The following is a 14182-nucleotide window of genomic DNA, read 5'->3' on the forward strand; positions in this document are numbered from 1 at the left end:
TGTTGCCTGGGTGTGTCGCGGGCGTCGCTGCGCTCAACCCCTTACCGAAGCAAGAGGCAAGCATAGTGAACAGATAGCGTTTGTGCCGGGGCAAAAGCGTGCGTGCGTCACTCTTGCGAAGACGGCGTGACCGCAACGGGCGCGGGCTCCGGTTGGCTTGGTTGACGGCGGTTCAGGTACTGGTTCAGGTGATGCCGAACCCAGTGCATCAGCAACGCCACGAACAGGGCGATCGCCACGCCGGTCAGGGTGTTGAGCACCCGCACCTGACCCAGGTGCCAGTCGTGGGACAAGCTTTCGGTGAGCAGCAGAAAACACAGGGTGGTTTGCAGCACGAACAGCCCGTAGTGATGGGCCTGGAACGCGCGGCTCATGGCGATTAGCGGCAGCATGACAGCCACCATCACCGGCGGGCTTTGCAGGCTGTGGCCGAAGTAAATCAGCAACGACGCGGCGCAGAAACTGGCCAGGCTGGCTTGCAGGGCGCGCACCAGACTGCCCTGGAATTCGAGCTGCAAGGTGGCGACGACAGTGATGGTCAGCCAATAGCCGCGCGGCAGATCGGCCAGCTCGACCGTCAAGCCGGCCAAGGCAAAAGCCAAGGTGCAACTGAACGCGTGCAGCAGCCACTGACGACGCGGTTGACGTTTGGCGTGGCGGCGCAGCACTTTCAGAATGCCGACCAGACGCGGCATACGCGGCCACATGCGCAGGCCATGCACGCCGCGCAAGGCGAAGGCCAGCAAGGTCACCCACAGGCCGCCCAGAATAAACAGCATGCCGACGGCGTAGGGGTTGGTCAGGTTGCCGACGCCGTGCTGGCCTTGGCCCAGGCACAAGCAAATGGCCAAGCCGATACCGAGCTTGCCGGCCTCGGCGCCGAAGCGTTGCAGCCAGGCCAGCAAAAAGCCGAACAGGGCAAACAGGCCGAGGCTGATAAAGGGGTGATCCGCGCCCCAGAAACCCAGGCCCGCACTCCACGCGCCGAGGCCGATCAGCAGCAACATGCGCAACATGCCGAAGCGGTGCAGCGGGTTGGCCTTGGCCGCCTGAAAGGCGCCGACGGCGGCCCACAGAAAACCAGGGTGGCCACTGAACAAGCCAAGAATCAGCGGCAGCGCACAGCCGAGCATCGCCACCATGGCGGGTCCCCAGGCGGGCGGGCCGGATTGCCAACTGAACAGTTGCCGCAAGAGCGTGGGCATAGGCGTTTCTATTCCAGAGCGTTCAACAGTTGCATTACACCGGGCTGGAGCGCCCGGTCATTTCCGCTGCCATTTCGGTGGCATAGCTGTCGGTCATGCCGGCGATGAAGTCGATCATGCGCAGGAACGAGCGATGCAGCGTCCAGTCCGCCTTGGGCGCGTTGTAACCCAGCAGGTCGAGAATGCGTTGGTTTTTAAACGACAGGCTCTCGCCGCTGTGCAGTTCGAGGGCCGCACCGCAGAAATTGTTCAGCAGAATTTCCAAGGTGGTGTAGGCGCCGATCTCGTGCAGGGTTTTGCGCTTGTCCTGAAAAATTTTCTCCCGCGCCATGTTTTTCGCCCCAAGCACGCAGCGCTTGGCGGCGCCGTGCATGTGTTCCACCAAGTCGCCGTGCAAGGTGCCAGCGAGCAGGGCGTCTTGCTGCTCGACGAAAGCCTGGGCGGCGGCGTTGGTCAGGTGTTCGATGGCCTTGCCACGCAGAATCGCCAGCTTGCGCCGCTGCGAGTCGTGGGGGCCGAGCAGGCGGTAGGTTTCCGGGAGGTCGTCACCGACCAGGCCTAGCAACACCGACTCCACTTCGGGGTAATCGAGCAGCTCCATTTCCAGGCCGTCTTCCAGGTCGATCAGGCCGTAGCAAATGTCGTCGGCCGCTTCCATCAAATACACCAACGGATGGCGCGCCCAACGCTCATGTTCCAACTGCGGCAAGCCGAGCTTGGCGGCGATTTGTTCCAACAGCGGCAACTCGCTGCGGTAGCACCCGAACTTGTGCTTTTTGTAGCCCAGTGCTTCAGCGTGCGTGGAGGTCCAGGGGTATTTGAGGTAAGTGCCGAGGGTGGCGTAGGTCAGGCGCGTGCCGCCGTCGAACTGGTGGTATTCCAGTTGCGTCAGCACACGAAAGCCTTGGGCGTTGCCTTCGAAATGCAGAAAGTCCTGGCGCTCCACCTCGCTCATGCCATCCAGCCAGCCGCGCCCGGCGGCTTGTTGGAACCAATGGCGAATGGCGTCTTCGCCGGAGTGGCCGTACGGCGGATTGCCGATGTCGTGGGCCAGGCAGGCGGACTGCACGATCATGCCCAGGTCGTTCGGTTCGCACCAATCGGGCAAGGCGTCGCGCAGCATTTCGCCGACACGCATGCCGAGTGAGCGGCCCACGCAGCTGACTTCCAGCGAGTGGGTGAGGCGGGTGTGAATGTGGTCGTTGCTGGACACCGGATGCACCTGGGTTTTGCGGCCCAGCCGGCGAAAGGCGCCGGAGAAGATGATGCGGTCGTGGTCTTTGTGAAAGGGGCTGCGCCCCAACTCGGTGGCACTGTGAGTGGGTTTGCCGAGTCGTTCGCGGTTGAGCAGTGTGTGCCAGTCCAAGGCCTGTCCTCGCCGTTCAGTGGCTGATGGCGCCTAGCTTCCCGGTTCCGGGGGTTGGCTGCAAGGGTGATTGCGGTCTTGAGTTGAAGAGCTTGAGGCTGAAGCCTCTCCTACAGGGGCATGACGTTTTGAAGTGCGCCCCAAAAGTTGGACACGTACTGGTTAAGCCATGACGGCCTTTGCTCTGTAAGCAACAGGGCTGAGGCCGCCTAGCTTCATCTTGATCCGATCATGGTTGTAGTAACGGATGTATTCGTCCAGCCCGGCTTGCAGCTGAGCGACGTTATCGAAACGCTCGCGGTAGAAGTACTCCGACTTAAGCGTGCCAAAAAAGCTCTCCATTGTGGCGTTGTCCAGGCAGTTGCCTTTGCGTGACATGCTTTGCTTCAGGCCTGCTTTTTCCAAGCGCTCCCGGTAGTCAGGATATTGGTAGTGCCAGCCCTGATCTGAGTGCAGCAGCGGTTTTGCCGTCTCGGGCAGACCTTCAAGCGCTTGCTCCAGCATGCGGCCTACCAAGGCGTAACGTGGTCGGGTGTCGGTTTGATAGGCAACGATTTCGCCGTTGAACAGGTCCAGCACCGGGGACAGGTAAAGCTTTTCGCCGGCCACTTTGAACTCGGTTACGTCCGTGACCCACTTCTGGTTTGGCTGGTCCGCTTCAAACTGACGGGCCAGAACATTAGGCGAAGCCTTGCCGACCAAGCCCCGATACGAGCGGTACTTTTTCGGTCGCACCGTGCACTTAAGATTTAGATCGCCCATGAGGCGCCGCACCGTTTTGCTGTTAACCATCTGGCCAGCATTACGCAACGCAGCGGTCATTCGGCGATAGCCATAGCGCCCCATATGCTCCTCCTGAACGCTCTGGATAGAGGCTTTCAGAGGCGCGAACCGATCTCCGGTGTTCATCAGATTGAGCTGGTAGTAATACGTGCTGCGCGCCAACTGCGCGACTTCAAGCAGTTCTTCGAGCGAGAAATGATCACGCAGCTCGGTGATCAACTTCGTTTTTTCTTTGCTGCTTTCTCCTGCCTTTTCTTCTCCTCCCTGTGCTCCTTGAGCTTTTTTAGCCAGGCGTTCTCCACTTGGAGCTTGCGTAGCTTGAGCAGCAACTCAGCATGCGAAAGATCTTCATCGCTTGTGGTTTCAGGTGCAGAGGGCTTGGCGGGAGGTAGTGTCATAACGGCGGGCGGTCCTTTCCTGGCTGACTCCAGGGCTTCAAAGCCGCCACTGTAATACTGCTGCTGCCATATGCCCACTTGGGTTGAATTACCCAAATTGAAAGCCGCGGCCACGCAACGAAAAGAAAGATTTTCACGCCACATCTGCTGAAGAACAGCGAGCTTGAACTCTGCGCTATAGCTGACTGGCCGGGCCCGCAGGCTGGCATCGCCATGCAACCGGTAGGCTTCTACCCAACGCCGAAGCAGGGTGGGATCTAGCTGGAATTGCTCAGCAATAAAGCGAAAGCCTCGGCCTCGCTCAAGAAAGGCGGTGATAACAGACAGCTTGAACTGCGTTGTGTACTTGCTCATGGAAGAAGCCCCAAAGGTTGGATGGGTGTCCAACTTTTGGGGCGCACTTCATTTTACTGTGGGAGAGGCTTTAGCCTCGAGCTTTTACAAACCCGCCACATCAATATCCAACAGCAACAACCGCTGCCCGTTGTCGATAAATTGCCCGGCGGTGAGGCAGTACTGGTTGCTTGTAGCGTCGCGGTAGGTGGATGACAGAATCAGCCGACGTTCATCCCAGCCTTCGGCCAGCAATTGATAGAAGTAAGGGCGCCATGACCAGTTATGTCCGAGGTAACGCCCGTCTTCGCGCCAGCCGCTGCCGGTCCACTCCAGGTTGGGGGTGAGCTGGGTGCCGTTGGGGTCGCATTGGTAAACCCGCAGCAGCCAGGGGTAGTCGGTGGGTGCGGGCAGGGCGCTCAAGGGGGCATCGGCTTCGGCCCAGGTCTTGAAGCTGTTCATCAAGCCGCTGAGCTGCTGACGCAGGGAAACCAGGCGCGCGCGCTCCGACAGTTTGTTGCGCACATAACGGTTGCGCAGCTCGGCGAAGCGATCGACGAAGGCGTCGGCGGGAAAGAACTCACGCTCGGGTTTGGCGAACAGGTAGCCCTGCACATAGCGCGAACCGCATTCGAGGGCGAAGTCCAGTTCGGCTTCGGTTTCCACGCCTTCGGCGATGATCCAGCAGCCGGTTTTTTCCGCCATTTGCGCCAGGGCTTTGACCACTTCACTGCTCGGTCCGCCGCGCGCGGCTTCCTGAAACAGGCGCATATCGAGCTTGAGGATGTCTGGCTGCAAGGCGAGCACGCGGTCGAGCTGCGAATAGCCGGCACCAAAGTCATCAATGGCAATACGTGCGCCCGCTTCGCGGTAGCGCGCCACCACTTCGGGCAAGCGCAAGCTGCCGCCGCCGAGCTCAGTAATTTCGAAGACGATGCGCTCGGGGGAGACGCCGTATTTTTCCAGTTGCTTTAAGCTGGGCAGCGGCTGGTTCGGGCGCAGGCGGCCAATCCAGCGCGGCGAAATATTGATGCTGAGAAACCAGTCGGCCGGGGCGCCATGAAAGCGCTGCAGGGCGTCGGCACGAATTTCACGGTCGAGGCGGCGCAGGGCGGTCATGGGAAATTTGGGGTCAGCGAATAACGGCCCTACCGAAGCCAGGCGGCCGTCGTCTTGCTGCAGGCGGCCCAGCGCTTCGATACCGGCGATACGCCCGGTGGCGGTATCTATAAACGGCTGGAAGCAGGCAAGCGGTTGCCCGTCGATCACAGTCACATCCTTAGTTGCGGTTGGCAGTTCAGCCCGCACACGGCAAGGCGATGAACAGCGCCGTTGCTGTTCATCACGTTGCGTTTGCAAGAAAGTGGCCAGTTGTGGGACAGCGCCCCACGTGGGCCGGATCAGACCTGTTTGCGGTTCTTCAGCGCAACCGCAACCAGCGGATAAAGGCCCAGGCCGATTTTCAGCCAGCGGCTGAGTTTTTTGCTCTTGCCGCCGAAAAAGCCCAGCAACGAAACCCCGGCCATGCCCCACAGTGGCGCACGGCTGGTAGTCAGGCTGCTTTGCCAGCTGCTGGCGGTGCCACGCATTTTGCGCAGCGGGTGCAGCAGTTGTTGGATTTCGTGGCGCAGCTCGTGGCGGTGCATTTCCATGCGCAAACGAACCAGCTGTTTGCGCAATTCCTGGCGGGTAGGTTTGGCAGGGTTCATGGCATCAGGCGCTCACGGTCACGGGCCAGCTCTTCGAGGGTGGCGCTGAAGGGGGACGATTCATCGGTCACTGCCGCACGCAAGCGCAGGCCGCAGAACAAGGTGGCCAAGGCATAGAAGGCACACAGGCCGACGATGCCGGTGAGGCGGTAGTTGTCCCATACCAGAATCAGCACGAGGGCCGACAAACCGAGCAACAGCAGCAGGGCGAAAACCAAGGCCAAGCCGGCGAACAGCAGCATGTTCAGGCTGCGACTTTTCTGCTCTTGCAGCTCAATGCCGAACAACTCGACGTGGCTGTGCAGCAAGCCCAAAAACGCCGCGCCCAATCGCTTGGGCGACGGACCGACGCCTTGCAGCGGAGGTGGGGGTAGGGATTCCATTCCGTCACTCATGATCAGCGACGAGTAGCCAGCAGGCCAAGCAGGAAGCCAATGCCTGCACTGATACCGACGGCCTGCCACGGGTTCTGCTGCACGTAGGCTTCGGTGGAAGCCAGGGCTTCTTCAGCACGCTCACGCACGGTGTACTCGGTGAGTTGCAGGGTGTCACGGGCGCGTTTGAGGCTGTCGTGAATGCTCAAGCGAAGTTCGTCTGCTTCGGCGCCGGCCAGGCTGGCGGTGTGTTCGAGCAGCTTTTCGGTGTCCGCGATCAGGGCTTGGAATTCGGCGACAAGCTCTTCCTGAGCACGTTCATTGGCCTTGCTAACCATAGTGGTTCTCCGTGGTGGGGTCGGTGAGTGTAGGTCTTTGGGTTTCGAGTTGCCGCTCCGATGGATGGTTCCATCTAATCACGGCGCGCCAGCTCTGGATTGCAGACTTATGCAGCTGGTATAGCGCTTGCATTGTGCTGGTGCGTGACAAGTAGAAATTGCGCCCTAATCGCGCATTCTCTGCGTCAACCCAGGTGGCAACAGTGTTGCTCAACCGAATGAAAAATAAAGAAAAGAACTGATCGCTCACGCTATCTGCCCGTTTCCCTGGTTCTAAATCGGTTCGCTCGGTTGAGCAGAACTGGTGCGCTGCGGCGTCATCATGGTGCGTGCGGGTGGTGCGTTGAGCCGCTTTGGTGCTTTTTCGCTGCCGGAGTCGCTTCATCGATGGAAAACCTTAACAGCGCCGTGCAAACCCTGATTCACGGTTCCAACACGGTGTTCATTCTGCTTGGCGCCGTGATGGTGCTGGCCATGCATGCCGGCTTCGCGTTTCTGGAAGTTGGCACAGTCCGGCAAAAGAACCAAGTGAACGCCTTGTCGAAGATCATCTCCGACTTTGCCATGTCGGCGCTGGCGTACTTCTTCGTGGGGTACTGGGTGGCGTATGGCGTGACCTTTATGGTGCCGACGGGCGAGCTGACCGCCGATCACGGCTACGCCTTGGTGAAGTTCTTTTTCCTGCTGACCTTCGCTGCCGCCATTCCGGCGATTATTTCCGGCGGCATTGCCGAGCGCGCCAAGTTCGGTCCACAGCTGTGCGCGACCTTGCTGATTGTGGCGTTCATTTATCCGTTTTTCGAAGGGCTGGTCTGGAACGGCAACTTCGGCTTCCAGGCTTGGCTGGCCGAGCGCTTTGGCGCCAGCTTCCACGACTTTGCAGGCTCGGTGGTGGTTCACGCCATGGGCGGCTGGTTGGCCCTGGGCGCCGTGCTGTTGCTGGGCAGCCGCAACGGTCGCTACCGCGACGGCAAGCTGGTGGCGTTTGCGCCGTCGAACATTCCGTTTCTGGCCCTGGGCTCGTGGATTCTTATCGTCGGCTGGTTCGGCTTTAACGTCATGAGCGCGCAAACCATGGAAGGCGTCAGCGGCCTGGTGGCGGTGAACTCGCTGATGGCCATGGTCGGCGGCACCGTTGCGGCGCTGTTTGTCGGTCGCAACGACCCGGGCTTCCTGCACAACGGCCCGCTTGCTGGGCTGGTGGCGATTTGCGCGGGTTCCGACCTGATGCACCCAGTGGGCGCGCTGGTGACCGGCTTGGTGGCCGGGGCTTTATTCGTTTGGGCGTTTACCGCCACCCAAGTGAAGTGGCGCATCGACGACGTGCTCGGCGTCTGGCCGCTGCACGGCTTGTGCGGCGTGTGGGGCGGCATCGCCTGCGGCATTTTTGGGCAGCAGATGCTGGGCGGGCTGGGTGGTGTCAGTGTGGTCAGCCAGCTAATCGGCACCGGGCTCGGCGTAGTGGTGGCGCTGCTGGGTGGTTTGCTGGTGTATGGCGTGCTGAAGGCTACCAGCGGGATCCGCTTGAATCAGGAAGATGAGTATTACGGGGCGGATTTGTCGATTCATAAGATTGGGGCGGTGAGTCAGGACTGATTGGGCGCGAACTGTTGGAGCTAGCTCCTGCGGGTTGTGTGCTGGTTTGGGGATTGGGTTTTGCAGGTGCGACAGATCGCGGCTAAAGCCGCTCCTACAGGCCGCCGTTGGTTTGTAGGAGCCACCTTGGTGGCGAACCGGGAAAAGGCACCTTGAAATTGGGTTTGCAGGGTTCGCTAGCAAGCTAGCTCCTACAGAAGCCATCGGTGTTTTTTAAAGGCGATGCATCGGCCCTCAACACACCAAACTATCTGCCTGCCGGTACAGCATCAGCATCTTGCGCGTGATGGTCTGGTGGATGTCGTCGCGTTCGAAGGTGGACAGGTGGGTGAGCTTGTTCACTTGCAAGCGGTGCAGGTGGATGTAGGGCATCTGCTGGTCGAACTCGCGCAGGTCGCCTTTCATCATGATCGGCAGAAACACATCGCCGAGCTTCTTCTGGCTGTTGATGATCTGCGCCAGTGCCGGCTTGAACGGCATGGTTTTCGGCGTGCTGCCGTCGTCTTTCATTTCGGTGCTCAGCAGCAGCCCGGGTTTGCCGACCAATACGCCGGGCAGTACACACAACCCGGTTTTGCGCACGGCTGCCGCGTCGATGCCGTGCAGGGTGTCGTGGAAGGCGTAGGCGTTGGGCAGTACCACCATTTTGCGCCCCAGGTCGGTGGGGAAGTGCAGGGTGTAGTTGGTGTAAAGCTGGCGCACCGATTCGGAATACACGCAGAAGCGGTTCTCGAACAGCCGGATAAAACGCTCGGCCAGCTCACGCCGGGCCATGCTTTCCATATCCCAGATCAGGTCCTGGTTTTCCGGCTGTTGGAGGTTGATCTCCTGGTGTTCCATGCTGGTCATGCAGTCCTCATACGCGGAATTGGCGCAGTAGCCGGTTCAACTCATCGGCCAGTTGATTCAGGTGTTGGCTGGCGCTGCTCGATTGCTCGGCGGCCATTGCCGTGTTGTGGGCCAGGCTGGCGGCGTCGGTGACGTTCTGGTTGATGTCTTCAACCACATGCGCCTGCTGCAACGTGGCACTGGCGATCGAGGCGTTCAGACTGGTCAGGTTGCGTAGCGACTGGCTGATCTGGTTAAGGCTTTCCCCGGCCTGGCGCGCTTGGTCGACGGTCAGTTGCGAAGCTTTGCTGCTTTCGTTGATGACGTTTACCGCCGCCTGCGAGTTGCTTTGCAGGCGCTCGATCATCACTTGGATTTCGGCCGTCGACTTCTGCGTGCGTTGGGCCAGTAAACGAACTTCATCGGCAACTACCGCGAACCCCCGACCCTGTTCACCGGCCCGCGCGGCCTCGATGGCGGCGTTAAGGGCGAGCAGGTTGGTTTGTTCGGCGATGGAGCGTATCACTTCCAGAACGCCGCCGATCTGGGTTGTTTCCTGGGCTAAGGACTGGATCACTTCCACGGCTTCATTGATGGTGCCGGAGAGTTTGTTCACCTGTTGCAGGCTGCGCTCGATGTTGGCCTGGCCTTGCTGGGCGTTAGCCTCGGCGCCTTGCACTTCGCCAGAGGCTTGCTCGGCATTCTTGGCCACATCCTGCACGCCATAGGTGACCTCGTTGATGGCGGTGGCCACCTGTTCCATTTGCATGGCTTGTTGTTGCGCATCTTGCTGCGATTGCGTGGCGACGCTGCCCAGGGTGTCGGCGGACTGATTGAGTGCCGTCGCGGCTTGCAGCATTTGGCTGATGACGGTGCGCAGTTTGTTGGTGAAGGTATTGAAGTGCTTGGCCAGGTCTGCCAGTTCGTCGTCGCCATCGCTGGTCAGCGAGCGGGTCAGGTCGCCTTCGCCGCTGGCGATGTTGGCCATGGCGCTGACCACCTCGTTGAGCGGTCGGGTAATGCTGCGGCTGATGTACAACACCACCAGCGCCATGATGATGGCGATGCCCAAACCCAGCATGGAGGCGCTCATGGCTTGTTCGCGAAACTCGGCCTGCATGTCGTCGCTGTACACGCCGGAACCGACAATCCAGTTCCACGGCTGGAACAACTGCACATAGGAAATTTTCGGCACGGGCTCACTGGCGCCGGGCTTCGGCCAACGGTATTCGACCATGCCCGAGCCCTTGGCCTTGGCGATGGCGACCATGTCGTTGAAGAGGAATTTGCCGTCGGGGTCTTTCAGGGCGCTGAGGTCTTGCCCTTCGAGTTTCGGATTGGTGGGGTGCATGATCATTTTCGGACCCAGATCATTGATCCAGAAATAATCATCTTTGGCGTAGCGCAAGCCACGCACGGCTTCCATCGCCTGTTTCTGCGCCTGCTCACGGGTGAGCGTGCCGGCGGTTTCCAGGCTGTAAAAATAAGTCAGTACGCCGGTGGCACTTTGCACAACATGTTGGGTCTTTTGAACCTTGGCGGTATGCAGGTCGTGGTTGATCTGCTTGAGCATCAACAGGCCAAGGCTGACCAGCATGACTAACGCGACAGCGAGAATGAGCCAAAGCCGACGATGAATCGGTAGTTTGCGCAAGGTTTGCATGGTGCGGAACTCCAACCGTTTTTGTTGTTGTGCTGCCTTGAAAGTAGGCGCTGGTGATGGCTTTGCAACAGTACAGGGGAAATGTAAGTAAAGGCAGCAGCATCGGTAGGAGTTGTCTGCTACATTTCGGCGCCAAAGTGGCATTCCCAAGCGCTTGCGAGTCATTTTCCGGTTGCCAAGGTAAAGGGTTCACCCTGGCGCTTGAGGCCTTCGCTGGAGCGTGGTTTTTTCGTCCGACACTTTTTTCGTCGACAACATTTTGAGGGCGGTGCGGGACACTGCCGATGGGGGAAGTTGCATGGATCTTTGGAGCGCTGCGCAGGCGTTGATTTTGGGGATTGTTGAGGGGCTTACCGAGTTCCTGCCGATTTCCAGTACCGGGCACCAGATTATTGTCGCCGACCTGCTGAATTTCGGCGGTGAACGGGCCATGGCGTTCAACATCATTATTCAGCTCGGCGCCATTTTGGCGGTGGTCTGGGAATTCCGTAAAAAGATCTTTGACGTGGTACTGGGGTTGCCCAAAGACCGCCAAGCACAGCGCTTTACCGGCAACCTGCTGATTGCCTTCTTCCCGGCGGTGATCCTGGGCGTGATTTTCGCCGACCTGATTCACCACTATCTCTTCAACCCCATCACCGTGGCGGCCGCGCTGGTGATTGGCGGCGTGATCATGCTGTGGGCCGAGCGCCGCCAGCATGTGGTGCACGCCGAAACCGTCGATGAAATGACTTGGAAAGATGCCCTGAAAGTGGGCTTCGCCCAGTGCCTGGCCATGATTCCGGGCACGTCGCGCTCCGGCGCCACCATCATTGGCGGCCTGCTGTTTGGCCTGTCGCGTAAAACCGCGACCGAGTTTTCCTTCTTTCTGGCGATGCCGACCATGGTCGGCGCGGCGGTGTATTCGGGCTACAAGTACCGCGACCTGTTCCAGCAAAGTGATTTGCCGGTGTTCGCCATCGGCTTCGTCACCGCGTTTATCTTCGCCATGATCGCCGTGCGCGGCCTGCTGAAGTTCATCGCCAACCACAGCTACGCGCTGTTCGCCTGGTACCGCATTGTGTTCGGCTTGCTGATTCTGGCGACCTGGCAGTTCGGCCTGATCGACTGGTCGGCGGCCCAGCCCTAAGCCATGGCGCGCAGCCCCAACTTCGCCGTATCGCCGACCGAGCGCTTCGACAGCCCGGAACAGACCGATATCACCCGCGACGTGGTGCTGCGCTATCACTACTGCTGGAAATACCGCGATCTCGACGGCGTGATGGCGCTGTATCACCCGGACGTCGAGTACCACGACTTCTTCCAAAACCGTGTGTTGGCACTGGCTGAGCTGCGCGACTACGTGCTCGCCACCATGCCGCGCGCGCCGGAAGAAGCGCTGGAGCACAGCGACCGCATTCGCGTAGACGGTGACACCGCCTTTATTCAGTACCGCATCACCCTGCGCGGTGGCGAAGGGCTGGTGTCGTTTCGCACCAGCGAGGCAATAACGGTGCGCGACGGCCTCATCTGGCAGGTGAACGAATACGCCTCGCTGATGCACGAAACCAGCGGCAGCGGTAATAAGGAGGCGGTGGACAATCGCCCGGCCATCAGCCGCCTGGGTTTGTCGGCGCGGCAGCTGGGGTTTCTTGCCGATGACTTGCAGCATTACTTCCAGCAGCATCAGCCGTATCTGGACCCCGACCTGAATTTGCAGCACGTGGCCAGCGCCACCGGTTACAGCCGCAATCAGATTTCCTACCTGCTTAACCAAGTGTTGGGGCAGAGCTTCTACCGCTATGTAAACCACGCGCGTCTGCAGCATTTGCTGGCTGCTATCGACAACGCTGCCGGGCCGGTGCGCATCGACGACCTGGCGTTTGCCGCGGGTTTCAATTCGCTGTCGGCGTTCTACAGCTGCTTCCGCCAGCACACCGGGCTCACGCCCAAGGCTTACCTCAAACAGCGTGCCGGCTAACAATTTTCTTCGCGGGCCCGCGCGCAAGACACGCTGCGAATCTAGCCTCTAGTCTCTGCGCCACTCGATGGCGAACAGTTTCTGGAGCGGTACATGAGCGCGTGGCGCAACGTAAGTCTGTGGATGGATCAGCTCGAAGAGCCGCTGATTCCGCGAGCGCCATTAACCGGCACTGTCGAAGCGGACGTGGCGATTATCGGCGCCGGTTACACGGGCCTGTGGACCGCCTACTACCTCAAACGCCAAGCGCCTGAACTGCGCATTGTGATGGTCGATGCCGAGATATCCGGCTTCGGCGCGTCCGGGCGCAATGGTGGCTGGCTGATGGGCAACATTCTGGGCGAGGACCGTCTGTTGGCGGGATTGTCCCCGGCCGCTCGGCATGAGTCGCTTGACCTGCTGCACCACATTCCCGATGAAGTGGGCCAGGTGCTCGAGCGTGAAGGCATCGACTGCGACTACCGCAAGGCCGGCATCCTTTACACCGCCGCCCGTTACCCAGAGCAAGAGACTTCGCTGCGTAGCCAACTGCGCGCCCTGCACGCTAACGGCACCACCGAAGCCGACTACCGCTGGCTGTCAGTCAACGAACTGAACCAGGAACTGCGCGTCGCCAAGCCTTACGGCGCCATCTTCACGCCTCACTGCGCGACCATTCAGCCAGCCAAACTGGTACGCGGCCTGGCCCGTACGGTTGAGCGCATGGGCGTACAAATATTTGAGCAAAGCCGCGTCAACCAGTGGCAGCCCGGCGTGGTGCGCACCGCGCAAGGCGAAGTGCGCGCGCAGTGGGTGGTGCCGGCGGTGGAAGGTTATTCCGTGACGTTGCCGCCGCTGGGCAACTATCAATTGCCCGTGCAAAGCCTGATCGTCGCCACCGCGCCGCTGCCAGCCGCGACCTGGGCGGAAATCGGCCTTGAACGTGGCCAGGCCTTCAGCGAAGCCAGCCGGCAAGTCACTTATGGGCAGCGCACCAAGGACGATCGCCTAGTATTCGGCGCCCGTGGCGGCTACCAATTTGGCGGCAAGCTGCGTCAGGACTCGAGCCTTACGCCAGATGAAGTCGAGCTGCGCCGCTACCTGTTCGGCGAGCTGTTCCCGATGCTGAAGAAAGTGCCGATCACCCACTCGTGGGGCGGCAATCTGGGCATGTCGCGCCGCTTCCATCCGCACATGATCTGCGACCGCAAAAACCAGGTGGCACTGGCCGGTGGCTACGGCGGCGAAGGCGTGGGCGCGAGCAACCTGGGCGGGCGCACCCTGGCGCAATTGATTCTCGGCGAAACCAGCGTTTTGACCCGCCAGCCGTGGGTGCAAGTGGACAGCAGCATCAAACACGGCCTGCGCACCTGGGAGCCGGAACCGTGCCGCTGGCTGGGCTACAACGCCATCATCCGCAGCTTCGTCCACGAAGACAAAGTGCTCGCCGACCCCGGCAGCGCACCCTGGCGCCGCCACTTCGCCCAAGGGCTGGCGGGGTTTATGGAAGGGTTTATGAAGTAACGGCCTTTCACCCCTCGCCCGCTTGCGGGAGAGGGGCCGGGGGAGAGGGCCAGGGCGTTACGCAATGTTTTGCCCGGCGCGAATCCGCTCCCTCTCCCTAGCCCTCTCCCGCAAGCGGGAGAGGGG

Annotated in this window: 13 protein-coding genes and 1 pseudogene; 4 read left to right on the forward strand and 10 right to left on the reverse strand. The window is 60.4% G+C overall.

The window, feature by feature from the left end; all coding sequences use genetic code 11:
* Window positions 1-107: 107 nt before the first annotated feature.
* The 7 genes from ACZZ0Q_RS10430 to ACZZ0Q_RS10460 all read right to left on the reverse strand — a co-directional run bounded on the left by ACZZ0Q_RS10430 (window position 108) and on the right by ACZZ0Q_RS10460 (window position 6506).
* Window positions 108-1205 carry an FUSC family protein gene (locus ACZZ0Q_RS10430; RefSeq protein WP_463539072.1) on the reverse strand — a complete coding sequence of 366 codons (1098 nt, stop codon included), beginning with the start codon at window positions 1203-1205 and terminating at the stop codon, window positions 108-110.
* 34 nt (window positions 1206-1239) lie between these two features.
* Window positions 1240-2571, reverse strand: coding sequence for a deoxyguanosinetriphosphate triphosphohydrolase (locus ACZZ0Q_RS10435; protein ID WP_463539071.1), 1332 nt, complete (start codon window positions 2569-2571; stop codon window positions 1240-1242).
* A gap of 162 nt (window positions 2572-2733) precedes the next feature.
* A protein-coding gene (locus tag ACZZ0Q_RS10440; protein WP_463541222.1) for an IS3 family transposase occupies window positions 2734-4106 on the reverse strand; the annotation gives its coding sequence in 2 pieces (ribosomal slippage) (window positions 2734-3627 and window positions 3630-4106; 1371 coding nt in all).
* Between the two features lie 84 nt (window positions 4107-4190).
* Window positions 4191-5354: an EAL domain-containing protein gene (locus ACZZ0Q_RS10445; RefSeq protein ID WP_463539070.1), complete on the reverse strand. Its 1164-nt coding sequence runs from the start codon at window positions 5352-5354 to the stop codon at window positions 4191-4193.
* 131 nt (window positions 5355-5485) lie between these two features.
* A complete protein-coding gene (locus tag ACZZ0Q_RS10450; RefSeq protein ID WP_463539069.1) occupies window positions 5486-5794 on the reverse strand; it encodes a hypothetical protein in 309 nt (102 codons plus the stop codon).
* Window positions 5791-6189 (reverse strand): phage holin family protein, encoded by a 399-nt coding sequence (locus ACZZ0Q_RS10455; RefSeq protein ID WP_463539068.1) that lies wholly within the window; start codon window positions 6187-6189, stop codon window positions 5791-5793. Before ACZZ0Q_RS10455 ends, ACZZ0Q_RS10450 begins: the two co-directional genes overlap by 4 nt.
* 2 nt (window positions 6190-6191) lie before the next feature.
* Entirely contained in the window at window positions 6192-6506 is a 315-nt protein-coding gene (locus tag ACZZ0Q_RS10460) for a DUF883 family protein (protein WP_122495688.1), read from the reverse strand.
* A gap of 387 nt (window positions 6507-6893) precedes the next feature.
* Here ACZZ0Q_RS10460 and ACZZ0Q_RS10465 point away from each other — a divergent pair, with 387 nt between their 5' ends.
* Window positions 6894-8102 carry an ammonium transporter gene (locus ACZZ0Q_RS10465; protein WP_463539067.1) on the forward strand — a complete coding sequence of 403 codons (1209 nt, stop codon included), beginning with the start codon at window positions 6894-6896 and terminating at the stop codon, window positions 8100-8102.
* Window positions 8103-8336: 234 nt separating this feature from the next.
* Here the strand turns inward: ACZZ0Q_RS10465 and ACZZ0Q_RS10470 are convergent, their stop codons facing one another.
* The 3 genes and pseudogenes from ACZZ0Q_RS10470 to ACZZ0Q_RS10480 form a co-directional block, all read right to left on the reverse strand.
* Window positions 8337-8951, reverse strand: coding sequence for a hypothetical protein (locus ACZZ0Q_RS10470; RefSeq protein ID WP_108097644.1), 615 nt, complete (start codon window positions 8949-8951; stop codon window positions 8337-8339).
* A 7-nt stretch (window positions 8952-8958) separates the two neighbouring features.
* Entirely contained in the window at window positions 8959-9789 is an 831-nt protein-coding gene (locus ACZZ0Q_RS10475; RefSeq protein ID WP_463561013.1) for a methyl-accepting chemotaxis protein, read from the reverse strand.
* Between the two features lie 27 nt (window positions 9790-9816).
* Window positions 9817-10758, reverse strand: a pseudogene (locus tag ACZZ0Q_RS10480) (cache domain-containing protein); the annotation flags it as partial.
* Window positions 10759-10891: 133 nt separating this feature from the next.
* Here ACZZ0Q_RS10480 and ACZZ0Q_RS10485 point away from each other — a divergent pair.
* The 3 genes from ACZZ0Q_RS10485 (at window position 10892) to ACZZ0Q_RS10495 (ending at window position 14056) form a co-directional block, all read left to right on the forward strand.
* On the forward strand, window positions 10892-11722 hold the full coding sequence (locus ACZZ0Q_RS10485) for an undecaprenyl-diphosphate phosphatase (RefSeq protein ID WP_463539066.1): 831 nt from the start codon (window positions 10892-10894) through the stop codon (window positions 11720-11722).
* Window positions 11723-11725: 3 nt separating this feature from the next.
* A complete protein-coding gene (locus ACZZ0Q_RS10490) occupies window positions 11726-12553 on the forward strand; it encodes an AraC family transcriptional regulator (RefSeq protein ID WP_463539065.1) in 828 nt (275 codons plus the stop codon).
* Window positions 12554-12646: 93 nt separating this feature from the next.
* Window positions 12647-14056 carry an NAD(P)/FAD-dependent oxidoreductase gene (locus ACZZ0Q_RS10495; RefSeq protein ID WP_463539064.1) on the forward strand — a complete coding sequence of 470 codons (1410 nt, stop codon included), beginning with the start codon at window positions 12647-12649 and terminating at the stop codon, window positions 14054-14056.
* The last annotated feature ends 126 nt before the right edge of the window (window positions 14057-14182 follow it).

This window comes from Pseudomonas sp. AC070, from assembly GCF_979258635.1.